15 protein-coding genes and 2 pseudogenes are annotated in these 13,380 nt (G+C 41.6%); 10 read left to right on the top strand and 7 right to left on the bottom strand.

The genetic code is table 11. The features are described from left to right. The first annotated feature begins 569 nt into the window (after positions 1-569). Entirely contained in the window at positions 570-1,022 is a 453-nt protein-coding gene (locus tag QWZ04_RS23570; RefSeq protein ID WP_435433625.1) for a hypothetical protein, read from the top strand. A 140-nt stretch (positions 1,023-1,162) separates the two neighbouring features. Here QWZ04_RS23570 and QWZ04_RS17205 read toward each other — a convergent pair whose 3' ends face one another. After that, positions 1,163-2,362 (bottom strand): IS4 family transposase, encoded by a 1,200-nt coding sequence (locus tag QWZ04_RS17205; protein WP_290329481.1) that lies wholly within the window; start codon positions 2,360-2,362, stop codon positions 1,163-1,165. Between the two features lie 145 nt (positions 2,363-2,507). On the opposite strand from QWZ04_RS17205, the gene QWZ04_RS17200 reads away from it, so the two are divergent. Both QWZ04_RS17200 and QWZ04_RS17195 read left to right on the top strand, forming a co-directional pair. Continuing rightward, entirely contained in the window at positions 2,508-2,858 is a 351-nt protein-coding gene (locus QWZ04_RS17200; RefSeq protein WP_290329480.1) for a hypothetical protein, read from the top strand. Between the two features lie 39 nt (positions 2,859-2,897). Continuing rightward, positions 2,898-3,212, top strand: a complete 315-nt coding sequence (locus tag QWZ04_RS17195) for a VOC family protein (protein ID WP_290329479.1) — start codon at positions 2,898-2,900, stop codon at positions 3,210-3,212. An 888-nt stretch (positions 3,213-4,100) separates the two neighbouring features. On the opposite strand, the pseudogene QWZ04_RS17190 reads toward QWZ04_RS17195, so the two are convergent. After that, positions 4,101-4,247, bottom strand: a pseudogene (locus QWZ04_RS17190) (IS110 family transposase); the annotation flags it as partial. A 246-nt stretch (positions 4,248-4,493) separates the two neighbouring features. On the opposite strand from QWZ04_RS17190, the gene QWZ04_RS17185 reads away from it, so the two are divergent. Beyond that, the gene (locus QWZ04_RS17185; RefSeq protein ID WP_290329478.1) at positions 4,494-5,030 is read left to right on the top strand and encodes an isochorismatase family protein; all 537 of its coding nucleotides are present in this window, start codon (positions 4,494-4,496) and stop codon (positions 5,028-5,030) included. Between the two features lie 32 nt (positions 5,031-5,062). On the opposite strand, the pseudogene QWZ04_RS17180 reads toward QWZ04_RS17185, so the two are convergent. The 3 genes and pseudogenes from QWZ04_RS17180 to QWZ04_RS17170 form a co-directional block, all read right to left on the bottom strand. Further along, positions 5,063-5,176, bottom strand: a pseudogene (locus QWZ04_RS17180) (type II toxin-antitoxin system RelE family toxin); the annotation flags it as partial. A gap of 303 nt (positions 5,177-5,479) precedes the next feature. Continuing rightward, on the bottom strand, positions 5,480-5,758 hold the full coding sequence (locus QWZ04_RS17175) for a type II toxin-antitoxin system RelE/ParE family toxin (RefSeq protein WP_290329477.1): 279 nt from the start codon (positions 5,756-5,758) through the stop codon (positions 5,480-5,482). Beyond that, complete coding sequence (locus tag QWZ04_RS17170; RefSeq protein ID WP_290329476.1) at positions 5,755-6,039, bottom strand: type II toxin-antitoxin system TacA family antitoxin; 285 nt, start codon at positions 6,037-6,039, stop codon at positions 5,755-5,757. The genes QWZ04_RS17175 and QWZ04_RS17170 overlap by 4 nt, the downstream gene beginning before the upstream one ends. Positions 6,040-6,523: 484 nt before the next feature. Here QWZ04_RS17170 and QWZ04_RS17165 point away from each other — a divergent pair, with 484 nt between their 5' ends. The 4 genes from QWZ04_RS17165 to QWZ04_RS17150 all read left to right on the top strand — a co-directional run bounded on the left by QWZ04_RS17165 (position 6,524) and on the right by QWZ04_RS17150 (position 8,290). Further along, positions 6,524-6,709: a hypothetical protein gene (locus tag QWZ04_RS17165; RefSeq protein WP_290329475.1), complete on the top strand. Its 186-nt coding sequence runs from the start codon at positions 6,524-6,526 to the stop codon at positions 6,707-6,709. A gap of 36 nt (positions 6,710-6,745) precedes the next feature. Beyond that, entirely contained in the window at positions 6,746-7,102 is a 357-nt protein-coding gene (locus QWZ04_RS17160; protein ID WP_290329474.1) for a hypothetical protein, read from the top strand. 29 nt (positions 7,103-7,131) lie between these two features. Beyond that, on the top strand, positions 7,132-7,410 hold the full coding sequence (locus tag QWZ04_RS17155) for a hypothetical protein (protein ID WP_290329473.1): 279 nt from the start codon (positions 7,132-7,134) through the stop codon (positions 7,408-7,410). Between the two features lie 220 nt (positions 7,411-7,630). Then, a complete protein-coding gene (locus QWZ04_RS17150) occupies positions 7,631-8,290 on the top strand; it encodes a haloacid dehalogenase type II (RefSeq protein WP_290329472.1) in 660 nt (219 codons plus the stop codon). 156 nt (positions 8,291-8,446) lie between these two features. Here QWZ04_RS17150 and QWZ04_RS17145 read toward each other — a convergent pair whose 3' ends face one another. Beyond that, on the bottom strand, positions 8,447-9,637 hold the full coding sequence (locus QWZ04_RS17145) for an MFS transporter (RefSeq protein ID WP_290329471.1): 1,191 nt from the start codon (positions 9,635-9,637) through the stop codon (positions 8,447-8,449). 185 nt (positions 9,638-9,822) lie between these two features. Between QWZ04_RS17145 and QWZ04_RS17140 the strand changes: the two genes are divergently transcribed. After that, positions 9,823-10,704: a LysR family transcriptional regulator gene (locus tag QWZ04_RS17140; RefSeq protein WP_290329470.1), complete on the top strand. Its 882-nt coding sequence runs from the start codon at positions 9,823-9,825 to the stop codon at positions 10,702-10,704. Between the two features lie 315 nt (positions 10,705-11,019). Then, positions 11,020-11,223, top strand: a complete 204-nt coding sequence (locus QWZ04_RS17135) for a hypothetical protein (RefSeq protein ID WP_290329469.1) — start codon at positions 11,020-11,022, stop codon at positions 11,221-11,223. A gap of 256 nt (positions 11,224-11,479) precedes the next feature. Here the strand turns inward: QWZ04_RS17135 and QWZ04_RS17130 are convergent, their stop codons facing one another. After that, positions 11,480-13,159, bottom strand: coding sequence for a flagellar assembly protein A (locus tag QWZ04_RS17130; RefSeq protein ID WP_290329468.1), 1,680 nt, complete (start codon positions 13,157-13,159; stop codon positions 11,480-11,482). Positions 13,160-13,380 lie beyond the last annotated feature (221 nt).

Here is a 13,380-nt window from a genome sequence, read left to right as displayed (position 1 = left end):
GCTTCAAGCTAACCCACGATATTGGAGGCTAGCACCTCGTGGGGGTCATTATGTCTATGTACTAGAGGTTTAAATTTGAATTATCTTAATGGGATAGACCTGCAAGATTCTTTTGTACTCGGGTGGTCCCTGAGTGAAACAAGGTTAGTAATTAATGTTGAGTTTAGTATTTGGCCCGACTCGCCATACTACGATTTACCTACAAATAATGAACATACTTGCTATAAGGTTGGTCGCATAATTTTCTCCAATGTAATTCATATAACGGGTCTGTTAGAGCAAGAATTAGTTAAGTGCACGCAAGATATTGACGGTTCTATTGATTATGGAAATATCGATTGTTTTGATGATAGTTGTCCAAAATTTAGGTTGGTAGGCGAGTTTGGCGATGTGGTACTGGAATGCTCAGGAGTACAATTTCAAATACGTACATAGCAAGCAATTGAAGCAAACTGTCAACGCTTAGCATTTTCAGCTTAGTTTAGCTTCAGTGATTTCGGTGGTAAATTTGGGTATATTCGTAGTGTTGTCAGCTACTTAATTGGGCGTTAGAAGTTTTAGGGATAAATATGGGACGTAGGAGAGAACTAGGTAGTATTGCAAGCGGTATTATTGGTTCGTTTCGGAGTAGAAACAATGATGTCGATGGTTATTGGGGTATCGGTAAGCTATACCTGTTCGTAGATCACCTTCAAAGCAAGTGTGTTTCTATAGACCTTTGCTCCCAACGGATTGCTCCATATTACCCGCATTTTGACCTCATGACTGAGCGCTATTCAAAGATATTTGAAGGGTTACTTATAAAACGTTCAATCCCGATTGAGTGGATTAGATCAGCATACGTTTACGTTGAATTTGAAGCTGATTATGAGGAGCGTCATCATAATTGGCGGAGTGCATTGGGAAATCCGTGCAATCTAGTTTGTGTAGTCGTAGATGACAATGGCAAAAGTCATGTTTCTCGTACGTATACAAACTGTTTCCCACATGACGCGAAAAAGGAAAGTCGGAGCATTAGGTGAGTAAACTTCTAACAAATGCATCAACACGATTTGCTACATTCGGCGTTGTCGGTTTGCTTTTAGTTTCAGTGATTAAGGCAGTAAAATTCAGCTAAGCCTGTATCGTAGCAAACGTGTTATGCAGGCGCTGACGGATCCCCTCATAATTCCCTCAGTCCTGAGTTGTGCGTCAGCCTTTGATATTCGAACATACCCCATTGGTATTGAGACTCGTTAATTTGGTATCGCCGGTGATTCCGCACTTCTCTTCCGAGGCGAGGAATTGATAGGACACGGCGATGTTTAATGCTGTTGGCTTGGAAGTCAAAATGCCACTTGGCTTGGACCGCAATCAGGCCATTCCACCACATCACGATTTCAGCGAGCAACGCAATTAGAAGCAGAATATCTAACCTTTTAGTACAGCGAGTTCTATTGTGACGAAGTGCGATCCCATAAGCGGTACTTTTTAGGTCACGGAATGACTCTTCTATTTGCATACGCTTTGCGTACAGATTAGTAATTTGTGCTTCATTTAAGATGTGTCGAGGGACGTTAGTCGCGAGTAACCACGGCTCTTTTTCGCTGCGTTGGTAAAGATGAGTAGCGGAGTGCTTTTGACTGGTTCTACTGTGGCGCTGGGCTTTTCGCCCTTTCTCTAATCCTTTGTAAACATAGGCTTCACAAGGTATCGGCGCTCTTTTGGCCAATAAACAATGACCAAGGTATTTTGGTTTATGAACGGCATTTGGATGAAAATTTTTGTTTGAGACCCACGGTTTATCCGGTTGTTTTATTGAGACTTCGCCTCGGACACGACCTAACCAAAACCAACCTTTTCCCTGAACTTGTCGGAACCAAGTATTCCGAAAACCGGCATTAGAAACGATGATTGGACAGGTTTTATTGGGCAAAATATCCTGTAATTTATCGAGGAATGATTGGTGACTTTTAGGTGAGTTATATTGGCCATATTCAAAAACTTGCTCGAAGATTGTGATGGCTCGCCCATTCAGAGCAACGGATGCTCTTAACGTCATATAACGAAGCTGCTCACGAACATCAGACCAATCAACAAGGACTACTGGGCAGGGATTCGCCTCCGTTATTAAGTGGGCATGCCATTTATAAATAAGGTCTTTTTCACGGTGGAGTTGCCGATTTCCAAGTAGCCTATCAACACGCTTAATTGCATGTTTTACCGTGGTATTCGTTTCTAGTTTACGACCTAGCTTAGTCAGGGTTAAATCAGAGCCATCAAGCACGCTCTTTGTGGCAAGTATCAGAGAATTAAGCCGTTTTTTGTGAGTCGAGGGGCATTGGTTTTGTAAGGTTTGCTGTAGAATCTGAATATCGCGCATCGTGAGCTCATTTGATTAAAATGTGTGTTTGGCGATATTCATTAGATCAAAGGCGGCGGTGCGCGTCTACCTCATTGTTTTTATGGTTAATTATGAGGGGATTCGCAAGAATTAGGCGTTACACCGCAGTTAAGGATATTTTCCAATGTTCAAGTATATATTCAGCCTTTTCTTAATATTACTTCTATCAGGTTGTAATTTTGAGGTGCCTGGTGCGGACGAAAAATTCGGTACGCAAAACTTTGTATCGGCGATTTCAATTATTGAACTTCATAAAATCAGAAATGGTGTTTATCCTCAAAGCTTAGATGACCTCGAGTTTCTTGGTGATTGGGATGGAATTTGGTTGTCGTCAGTAAAATATGAAAAAGCCGACGTTGGATATAATTTATACTTAGAGCGTGGCTGGGCTGGAAAACCTTCTTTAGAATTTCCAATTAAATTTAAAAGTGGTCTAGGTATTCAAAAAACTAATGTAAAGTGGCTTAAAAAGTAAACATAACAAGCATTTAAGTGGAACTAATAAGGATATTCAATGAAGTTCAATCATTTAGGTATACCAACAACAAAACGCTTCGATGATGAAATAGATTTACCTCATTTGAAAATGACAGTATCTGACCATCAGAATAATCCTTATGGGATCCAGTGGCAGCGTTTTTGGGCTGATGCTCCATATCCTGAATTGGTAAAAACAGTTCCTCACGCTGCTTTTGAAGTTGATGACTTAATGGCTGAAATTAAAGGTAAGAAAGTCATAATTGAACCTAATTCACCAAGTGAAGGCTTAGTTGTTGCATTTATTGAAGTAAACGGCGCTCCAGTTGAGTTGATGGAATATTCTAAATAGTTGGTTAAATGATGCTTCTCAGGTCAGTTTTGAGATAAGTAACTTGGCTCACTTTAAGAACGCATATAACAAATGCATCAACAAGATTTGCTACACTCGGCGCTGTCAGTTTGCCTTTAGTTTCAATGAGTAACGCATTAAAAATGAGTTACGTCTGTATAATAGCAAACTTGTTATGCAGACGTTAGCTGTGTGAAAGAATGCAACTTCCTTGCCGTTCTAGAATAAATTAAATAGGAATATCATTGTTATGTATCTAGTTGTCGCGTGGTTAGCCATTTTTTTGATATCGATAAAATCATTGGTAAAGATGTCTCGTCGATCTTATAGAACTAGAACACAAGATAATTCCAGAATATTCACGACTATAGTGCTTTCAATATTAGCTCATACTGGTTTTATTCACTTTCTGTATACTGAAGCTGAAGGTTGGGTATCATGGTTATTTCCATTGATGAACATATTGTTTGTAGCTCAAGTACTTCTAATATCTGATTTGGTCCTAGACAACTATCAAGTGTTTGCCAAAGCTCAGGTTATAAATGACAAGGCTATGCCCATTCTGCTCCCCTTCGCTGGTGTGTTAGCTCTTCTCTATTTGTCTGTGTATGTCGATGATGCAGTGTTTAACGGGTTATGTGTACTCATCGCATCTATAGGTGTGACAGGTCAGTTAATTACCTATAAAAATGTAAAACGATCACACAGATAATAAATAAGGATTAAGCACTGCGCAGCCAACGTTAAATCCCGAGTGTTGAACAAGCCCGTTGCCACTTCTTATAGTAAATTGTGCGATCTGGTGTGGTGGGCGCACCGCCCTGAGGCTTTTCTCAAGGCGAGCGAGGTTGAGGTAAGGTTGCGACGACAATACGTTGTAGTGAATGTTCTTTTGATGGTTTTGACCGCCTCTTTGATGCCTTTATCGTTGTGCGGCACAGTGAAAAAGATATCGGGTGGACGGATGTAAATGTCGAGTTGTGACTTGCCAGTATCAACACCAACATTAATGTTTTGAAGTATGTTTGTATTCATAATAAGCTAACTCTTGCTTGCGAAATGCGGGGTCGAGACTCAGTCGACTATTCGAGGTTTATGCTTAGAGTCCTATGTGGGGTTCATGTTTGTTATCGGTCTCTCGACAGAGGAGGCAGCGTTTAAACAAACTACCACATAGAAAGCTTTAGTTGCTGCTAAAGCCTGGGGCTCACATAACCCTAATTGAGTGATTAGTATCCATACAAGGCGTTATAAGGCTTATTTAAACTTGAAAGGGTTGGTATGTTGAATAGAGAAAATACTGGACTCATCGTCGTTGATATTCAAGGTAAACTCGCTCGTTTAGTTTATGAAAGTGAAGCTTTAATTTCTAATTGTCAGAAACTCATTAAAGGCGCTCAGGCTTTAGAATTACCGATTATTACTCTCGAACAAAATCCTGATAAATTAGGCTCTACAGTCGAAGAACTCAATACAGTCCTTAATCACGAGCGTATAACTAAGTTTTCTTTTAACGGATGTGAATCTTCAGCATTCTTGAGTTCAATTAAAAGCCAAAAAGTAGATACCTGGCTTATTTGCGGTATAGAAGCACATATCTGTGTTTATCAAACAGCAAAAGGTTTACTCGAGTTGGGTTACAAAGTGGAGCTTGTCAGTGATTGTGTTTCATCTCGAACTTATTTAAATAAACAGCTCGGCGTTAATCGTTTACAAAGTATCGGTGTCGAAATTACAGGCGTGGAAATGTGTTTATATGAACTTGTAAAGGACTGTCGAGCCCCTGTATTCAAGAAAATTTTGGGGTTAGTTCGTTAGTAAAAAGTCTTATACAAGCATTTATACCGCAATCAACTATCTATACGCTTCATTGCTTTACGGTAAACATCGCTACGTTCACGTTTACCCACAGCTAAGACGGTTACAATGATTACATCGTCTTCGAATTTATAAACCAAGCGGTATAACAAGCGCTCCACGCTGATTCGCAACACTTGCCATTTCTGGTTAAAATTGGTTTAGTATTTATGGAGGATTTCTAATGGGTACTATAATTGGTTTCGTAATTTTAACGGCTATAGATTGGTATCTTGTTCGTAAAACTGGGTTTCATATTCATCAATGGGTTTCTAGAGTGTATGAAGAGTATTTGCAGGGCAAGGAAGACCATAAATAGTACTTGCTTAGCATACGAATTAAAAAACATAACCAATGAGGATTAAGCGCTGCGCAGAGAGATATTTGCGTTAGTTGCCCAATGCCGGAGGTTAGCTCGTCGGGAATTTTTGCTTTTGATGTAGCACGCGCATGATACGGATAATGTCGCCTTCAACCCAGTAGGCGATGATCATTGAAATCTCTGGAATGATGAGTAATCGCCCTCGAATTCCATCTCGCTGAACACCCATAAAAGGCTGCTCTAAAAGGAGTTCAACTTTCGACTCGATTAGCTCGTCAGTTTTTTCAGCGGCTTCAGGGTTAAAATCGTATAAAAATTCAAAGATTTTCTCACGATCGTTCAAAGACTCCTCGCCCCACAAAATCATTGATCGCCTCGGTTACGGATTTTTGCTTTACGTTCTTCCATTCGAGACTTTGCTGTATCGTGGCTAACAAAAACGGCTTTACCTGAGTCATACTTTTCAAATGCTTGGTTTACTTGTTCTGTTAACCAAGCATCATGCGATAGTGTTTTTCTTTGTTGTTCAGCTAGCTGCTCAGTGAGTTCACGGCAAGCATCACTAAGTGTTCGGCCTTGGCTCTCAGCCATCTGTTGTGCCAGGCGTTTGGTCTCTTCATCAACACGAAATTGAATTCTAGTGTCCATGACATATTCCTTTAAGCTGTGTGTGTACAAATGTTAGCACTACGCTATAAGTTGGACAAGCCCACAGCCACTTCTTATAGTTATGGTCGGCGCATCGCCCTGAGGCTTTTCTCAGGCGAGTGAGGCTGAAATAAGGTTGCGATAGCCATCTTATCAGTTAGTTAGCCGTTTTCGTCTTCTTTCGCTTCGTCGTTTATCCTCTGTTTTCTCCATCGTCATTATCCTTATTCTGTTCGCCTTTCAGTTGTCTCGGTTGGCGGAGGCTACAAGAATCTAGCGTTAGAACTCTATGAACTTGCTCGCAAACCTAGCAAACAGGATTGACACCCCTAAAAGCAAGTGATTGCATATGTTCTTTATTTGGTTTTACAAGGCTGCTATGAAAGCAAGGCAATGCCCCAAGTGTCAGAAAAAGGTATCCCTTAGCTGGTTTATCTTCAGTTCACATTGGACGAAGTATCGATGTATTGATTGTGGCGCGTTGATGAAATGGAACCGGAGGCGAGCTTATCTAGGAGCGCTAGTCGGTGGTTTCTCTGGGCCATTTGTCATTTTGGCACAGTCCCTCTTGCCATCTGCATTTCTTCGAGTGTCAATTGCTATGTCTTTAGCCTTTATCATTGCCGTTTCTGTGAACAAGCAAATGGAGTACGTTGATGAGGCCGAGTAATCACTCATTACGAGCCCGTGTATCAAGGAGAGATAAATGCTAGATAGGGTTAGGGATATCCTAGAACTTAACGATATTCCCTTTGATGGTCAAAAGGACGTTGTTTATTGCAAGTTTCATAGAGCTGGGACTAAGGTGAGAATCTCGTACGAGAGTCGAAGTAATAGCTATAAGATTGCTGCTAACGAATTTATTCAGGCCATTAATGCGGCAGCTTCTTATGCTTTTGCTTTTGCTGCTCCATACATTTTTATAGGTATTAATTGGAGCTGGGTCATTTCCGCATTATCAATCTTCGCGGGTACGGTTGCCATTACTCAACTGATTTTAACTCAGATCCAAGTTCTGGATTTAAAGCAACAGCTAAGACAATCAGGTATTTACCTCAGCTAAACTCATAAAAAATATCGCAAGGAGGAGGGATGAAAGACCCGGATACCGAATTTTCCGAGTGGAAAATCGAGCGAAAAAAAGGGATCGTTCGGTTTGTTGTCCGAACTTCACTTCCTGCTATTTTAGGCATAATGATAGGACGAAGTATTGAACTGATATTTATATCAGAAACCGCTTGGAGTTGGACGCAAACTACCGATATATTCATGAGTGGCTTTTGGGCATCAATTGGTGCTATTCCTTTAAGTTTTTTGATTTGGTGGTGGCGTGAGAGAAAGTATAAGCGCCATATCGCTAAGTTTAAGTAACACACATAAAAAGCACCGTTAACGAGCGGTTCTAAATATATAACAATGGGGCTGTGAAACTGCGAAAGACGATGCTAGTTTAACAATACCGCGATTAAAATTTTTAGACATGTTGTAGATAAAATGCAGCGGCATGCGTCTACCTCATTGTTTTTAAGACTAATATTGGAGGTTTGCAAGCATTGGGGGGGTATTTGTCAAATTAGTGCCGAGGTTAATCATGAAAAAAGAAGTCATACTTTTTGACATAAATGAAACTGTTTTAAATTTGGAGTCTTTGAAGCCCAAATTTAGCGATGCTTTCGGCAGTGAAGATGCTTTATCACTCTGGTTTTCAAAGCTATTGCATTCATCCACTGTTTGTATTACCACCAATGTCAATTCAAACTTCTCTGAATTAGCGAATGCAATGCTCGATTCCGTTGCCGCACATTATAATTGTCGCTTAACGGATGAAAAACGGAATGAACTATTAGACTCTTTTTCTAATTTACCACCACACTCAGATATCAAAGAAGCTTTAGATAAATTGCGTGCGAGCGGGTTTAAAACGGTGGCTTTTTCTAATTCATCTCTGAACCTGATCTCTGCTCAAATGAATAATTCGGGATTAATAAATTTTTTCGATACGATTATATCTGTCGAAGACTCCGGAAGTTTCAAACCAAACCCGGATGTATATAAATTTGCAGGCAAAGTGCTGGGAGAGTCCGTAGAAAACCTTCGCCTTGTGGCCACTCATGATTGGGATACACACGGTGCGTTATCAGCAGGTTTAAAAGCGGCCTACATTGACCGAACAGGTAGCCAATACCACCCTCTTTACTTGAAGCCAGAAATCAACTCGAAAACCATGGGCGGAGTCGTTGAAAAATTATAGCCGCGAACTCGCAATAATACATACAGCAAGCACCGGACGAATAACCTCTGTCATCGTATTTACGATGAGAAAAACACGGGAAATGGTATCGATTAACTAAACAACAATCATTGTGTTGGCCAAATAAAACGACATTGGCCAACATGACAGTGTTATTTACGCAGTCTCAAGCACTTCATTTTTAGCTTCATTGTGTTTATCCAATTGACCACTGTAACGGGTTAAGGCTAAAGCAATTAGAACGATGACAGCGCCTACCCACGGGGTGTGCATCAGTCCGGCTTCAGTCACTATTACTCCCCCGCCCCAAGATCCAAGTGCAATACCAACATTAAAGGCGGCAATGTTAAGCCCAGATGCTACATCAACTGCATCTGGGGTGTGTTTTTCTGCCAACTTAACGACATAAACTTGCAGTCCCGGAACATTACCAAACGCAAAAGCCCCCCAAACCAATATCGTTACCACTGCCGATATAGGGTTCGCTGCTGTAAAATTAAACAAAACTAAGATAGCCGCTAACCCCGAAAATATCACCGTCAGCGCTTTAATAGGCCCCATTTTATCAGCCATTTTTCCGCCCCAGATGTTACCAACAGCGACAGAAACGCCATACACCAACATGATTAAACTGATAGCGCTTGGGTTGAACCCTGACACCTGTTCTAAAATCGGAGCGAGGAATGTAAATGCGGTAAATGTACCACCGTAACCTAACGCTGTGATGGCATAGACTAAAAGCAATCGCGGTTGTGTTAATACTTTCAGTTGCGAAGATAGTTTTGCCGCAAGAGGTTGCTTTAGGTTACTCGGAACCAAAAAAGCACTGCCTAATAATGCGATTAAACCCAAAGCCGCAACAATAAGAAATGTAGACTGCCAACCAAAAGCTTGGCCAATATAGGTACCAAGTGGAACACCAGTAACAAGCGCTACGGTTAAACCTGTAAACATAATAGCAATGGCGCTAGCTGCCTTTTCTTTAGAAACCAACCCTGTCGCAATAGTTGAACCAATTGAGAAGAACACCCCATGCGCAAGACCGGTCAAGATGCGAGCAACAACCAAGGTGTTGTATCCTGGGGCTTGCCAAGCGAGTAGATTACCCGCAACAAAGAGAGACATTACCGCCAGTAGTACGTGCTTTCGGTTCCATTTACCGGTTAACGCCGTTAAAACAGGAGCGCCAATAGCAACACCAAGGGCATAAAGGCTAACTAAAAGTCCGGCGGAGGGTAAAGAGACACTTAAATCGTTAGCCATTGTTGGGATCAATCCAACAATAACAAACTCTGTCGTTCCTATCGCAAAGGCGCTGAGCGTCAGTGCAAAAAGTGCTAAGGGCATGATTTAATCGCTTATGTTTATTTAAGGAAATTCAGCGATATAGCAAATATGGCTCACCTGTAATACCGCTGTCTATGTTGATAACGGCATTATGCCTAGGTAACTATTTGACAAAAATAGTGGTTTCAACAAAAGATTTTTGTTAAAAATGCAACAATATATATTTACATATGCTAGGAAGTGATATGCGGACGCGATCTGACGATTTAGAGATATTATTGACGGTAGTCGATAGTGGTGGCTTTACGGCAGCCGCGTCGGCATTGGATATTCAAGTGGCCCGCGTATCAAGGGCGGTAAGTAAGGTAGAGAAACAACTGGGAATATCGATACTTAACCGAACCACTAGGCGAATAGAATTAACTAATGAAGGGTGTCAATTTATAGAGTCAGTTCGCGTTGGCTTGCTCCAGATACAACAAGCAGAAGAAGAAATAATCACGAGAGGTGAACTTCCCACTGGGCGTTTACGTGTGGATGCCGCTAGCCCATTTGTTTTTCATCAGCTTATCCCTCTCGTACAAACATTTAGTCAAGAATACCCACACATCGAGTTAGAGCTAACTTCAAGCGAGGGGTTTGTTGATTTACTGGAAAAGAAAGCTGATTTAGCCATTCGAATTGGCCAGTTGACTGATTCAACACTTCACGCAAGGCCGTTAGGTCGAAGTTTGTTATACATCGTGGCAGCTCCAGATTATTTATCAAGACGTGGATTCCCGCAAAAATCGTGTGAACTGGCGTCACATCAAACGATTGGGTTTTCAGGCCCTAAAATTCTCAATCACTGGCCCTTGAAAGGTTTTGAATCTTTAAGTCCCACTCTGACTTCTAGCAATGGAGAAACGGTGAGACAACTGGCATTAGCGGGAAATGGTATCGCTTGTCTTTCTGGATTTATGGTCAAAAAAGATATCGAAGAGGGACGTTTATTAGCACTATTAGAAAGTGAGAAGTTGAGCGATACAGGAAGAGAGCAGATCAATGCGGTATTCTACAAATCATCGTCTGTTGCGAAACGTATTTCAGCATTTATCGACTTTATTCAGCCCAAGTTAGATCTCTAAATGAGCACTTATCGGTTATTACGAACAGAAAAAAAGAAGCCTCAATAGCACAAGGGCTGCTAATGGAAACAAGAGAGATAACCCCCCCATAATAAAGGCGCCTCTTGGCCGCCTCGGTGTATGTTACATCAAAACTAGCAATTGTATTGGTCGTACGCCCATTCACTTCTTTGATTGCCGCATTAGCCAGTTCCGCTTGCACTGGGTATGACGGATCGTTAGTCATGATGCCTAGGTCATTTTCATAGATAATCGTGTAACCGGTGCCATCCACATATTCAACAAAAATGGCTGGTCTTTGTCACGGATAGCGAAGTGAATGTTCGAGACACCGAAAACCGAGCAGTATTTCCAGGCTTCAGCACCAGCTCTGAAGATCGCTTCTCACGTATCGCAGCTCTAAATGCAGCCTACGAGAAAAACACTCCAGCAAACGACGCCCGTGAAGAGGGAATTAACAGAGCGTTCTCTATGTTCAATAACATGGAACTCGATCGTAGCGTATGGCAATGTAGTTGATGTTGAAGACTAAGCATACGACTTCCTCCACACTTACGATAATCCTATGATTCGTAAAGTGGATTTAGATACGATTAACTTCGATACAGTATCGTACTCAGCAACCCAATCTATGGAACTGAAGCTACATACGCCGACATGATGATAAAATAGCGAAGCAACAAAGGCGTGATGCTTCTAATAAGCATCACGCCTTTTTGTGCTGTATTTTCTGATAAGCTGCATTTATTTACAAAGAATTGAATCTACCGACCCATTAGCTTTCAGTGGCAACCGACTGATCCATCAATGGAGTCATTTCGATTTCATAGTGGTTATAGGTAAATTCAGATGGACCATGCTGCCGCCTGGTGGTTATGGAATCTTCACCGAACTGTATGGTCACTTTCGAGAACACTTTATTCGTCGCGATGACGTTGTTCACTTCTAACATTTGAGCAAATTCTAGTTCGACCAAATCGAGTTTTTTCTTAATCCGCGCTAAGCGTTGGGTGTTTTCTAATTTAAGGCTCGCTACGTTGTCGGTCATTTCTTGGGTACGTTCGCGTTTGGGTGTTTTGGCTAATTCCATTTCGGCGCGCACGACTTTCATTGTCGCTTCTTGTGCATCCTTGTAACTTTCTTTTAGTTTTTCAATGCCTATTTTATATTTATTGTAGCGTGCACATGGCTCGACCAATGTGGATGCCCCGCCCTCAACCCCTAAATTAACGCAAGAGATTTTACCGCCAACCTGAGCATGGCCTCCACTTAAGGCTCCTTGTTTTCCTGTCGTATCAGAAACCGTTAGGTCGCCGCCACAACGAACTTCATTTTGAAGGCAGTGGATAGCCATATTAATGTGCTCATGAGCCTGCAACTTTGAATACTGAGCGTATTTGGTCGTAATCGTGCCACCTGAACGAACCACGCACGCGACTTCTTCATCTTCATGAATTGGCCGGCCGATGATGCCTTTTGCTGCGGTAATGTCGCCGTGAGCTTGAACATCAGCAGACTCAATAAACCCTCCGACCATAATTGACCCCGTTGCGAGCACTTTCATACCGGGCTCTATATCACCAGTGATAACGACACAACCTTTGAATTTGATATGCCCAGTAGAGACATCAACTTTCTTCAAACACAATGCGTTATCAACCTCTACGGAGTTGTCTTTTATGATCGGCATACCGGAGACAGAGGCGAGCAATAAGTTAGGATCTTGCTTTGATGTTTTGGTGCCCTTGCCCTCTTTAATCAGCTTATCTGTTCCCGGCTTAGGCGGAATGGACTTCCCGGTAACCGTATAACCTGGCGTTCCTTTTGTAGCTGGCACGCGTCGCATCACTTCTTCGTTTTCTGCAACAGTGATGGTTTCACCCAAATTGCGCATATCAACTTTATGAGTGACATTATTTACTTCTTGAGGCTTTAGAACACGAGAACTGACATCAGGAACAAGGGGAATGAATTGTGCATCTTTACCATCTTTAGGGTTCTGACCCACCGCGACCGCTTGAACAAAGGACTCGTTCGCCGGAACACGTTTACTCATCGCGAGCACTTTTTTAAGTGCCAGCTTATTAATGCCTTTTTTAACATGAGCATTGGTTAGTGCTTCAACGATTTCAGAACCACGAAGACCACGACCACCACATGCACCATGGATCGTCATTTTAGCGAGCATGTCGCTGTCTTCTAAGGAAACCTCAACCACCGCGTTCTTCCGATAAGCGACTTTGATTCCCTGAAAGGCTTCTTTTTTGCTTCCTTTTGCTGCCGCAACAAAAGACTGAATGGCTTTTTCGTCCATAAATAATGCAGACGCGCCAATATCGTCTAGCGCTCGCTCAATTCCAACCTCACTGAAAGTGGTTTCCACCATTTGGTTGTTTGGCATCAGCGCTATGACAAATTGGTCATCATCAGACATTTTGATGAACTCTTTCCACATAGTCTCGTTCTCGATCTACAAATAAAGCTAAATTTATGGAATGAGTGTATCGAATTAACTCTGAAAAAAGGGATTTTTATCTTCAAATTAAGGCGGGCGTCACTAATCCCATTACCGAATAAATAACCAAAGAAGCGAATTTCTTAAAAAGCTCACCTAATATTGATTTTAATTAATTTATTGAGACTTTAACCCCATATATTCGAGAGAAAACCCAATAG

The sequence above is a fragment of the Vibrio tapetis subsp. quintayensis genome (assembly GCF_030409945.1).
Taxonomy (GTDB): domain Bacteria; phylum Pseudomonadota; class Gammaproteobacteria; order Enterobacterales; family Vibrionaceae; genus Vibrio; species Vibrio quintayensis.
Note: the sequence above shows the minus strand (reverse complement) of the source record. Positions and strands in the feature narration are given on the sequence as shown.

What these genes read in the sequence shown, in the direction of transcription:
- QWZ04_RS23570 (WP_435433625.1), top strand. Translation starts at nt 570, where the DNA reads ATGGGACGTAGGAGAGAACTAGGTAGTATTGCAAGCGGTATTATTGGT.
- QWZ04_RS17205 (WP_290329481.1), bottom strand. Translation starts at nt 2,362, where the DNA reads ATGCGCGATATTCAGATTCTACAGCAAACCTTACAAAACCAATGCCCC.
- QWZ04_RS17200 (WP_290329480.1), top strand. Translation starts at nt 2,508, where the DNA reads ATGTTCAAGTATATATTCAGCCTTTTCTTAATATTACTTCTATCAGGT.
- QWZ04_RS17195 (WP_290329479.1), top strand. Translation starts at nt 2,898, where the DNA reads ATGAAGTTCAATCATTTAGGTATACCAACAACAAAACGCTTCGATGAT.
- QWZ04_RS17185 (WP_290329478.1), top strand. Translation starts at nt 4,494, where the DNA reads ATGTTGAATAGAGAAAATACTGGACTCATCGTCGTTGATATTCAAGGT.
- QWZ04_RS17175 (WP_290329477.1), bottom strand. Translation starts at nt 5,758, where the DNA reads ATGATTTTGTGGGGCGAGGAGTCTTTGAACGATCGTGAGAAAATCTTT.
- QWZ04_RS17170 (WP_290329476.1), bottom strand. Translation starts at nt 6,039, where the DNA reads ATGGACACTAGAATTCAATTTCGTGTTGATGAAGAGACCAAACGCCTG.
- QWZ04_RS17165 (WP_290329475.1), top strand. Translation starts at nt 6,524, where the DNA reads ATGAAATGGAACCGGAGGCGAGCTTATCTAGGAGCGCTAGTCGGTGGT.
- QWZ04_RS17160 (WP_290329474.1), top strand. Translation starts at nt 6,746, where the DNA reads ATGCTAGATAGGGTTAGGGATATCCTAGAACTTAACGATATTCCCTTT.
- QWZ04_RS17155 (WP_290329473.1), top strand. Translation starts at nt 7,132, where the DNA reads ATGAAAGACCCGGATACCGAATTTTCCGAGTGGAAAATCGAGCGAAAA.
- QWZ04_RS17150 (WP_290329472.1), top strand. Translation starts at nt 7,631, where the DNA reads ATGAAAAAAGAAGTCATACTTTTTGACATAAATGAAACTGTTTTAAAT.
- QWZ04_RS17145 (WP_290329471.1), bottom strand. Translation starts at nt 9,637, where the DNA reads ATGCCCTTAGCACTTTTTGCACTGACGCTCAGCGCCTTTGCGATAGGA.
- QWZ04_RS17140 (WP_290329470.1), top strand. Translation starts at nt 9,823, where the DNA reads ATGCGGACGCGATCTGACGATTTAGAGATATTATTGACGGTAGTCGAT.
- QWZ04_RS17130 (WP_290329468.1), bottom strand. Translation starts at nt 13,159, where the DNA reads ATGTGGAAAGAGTTCATCAAAATGTCTGATGATGACCAATTTGTCATA.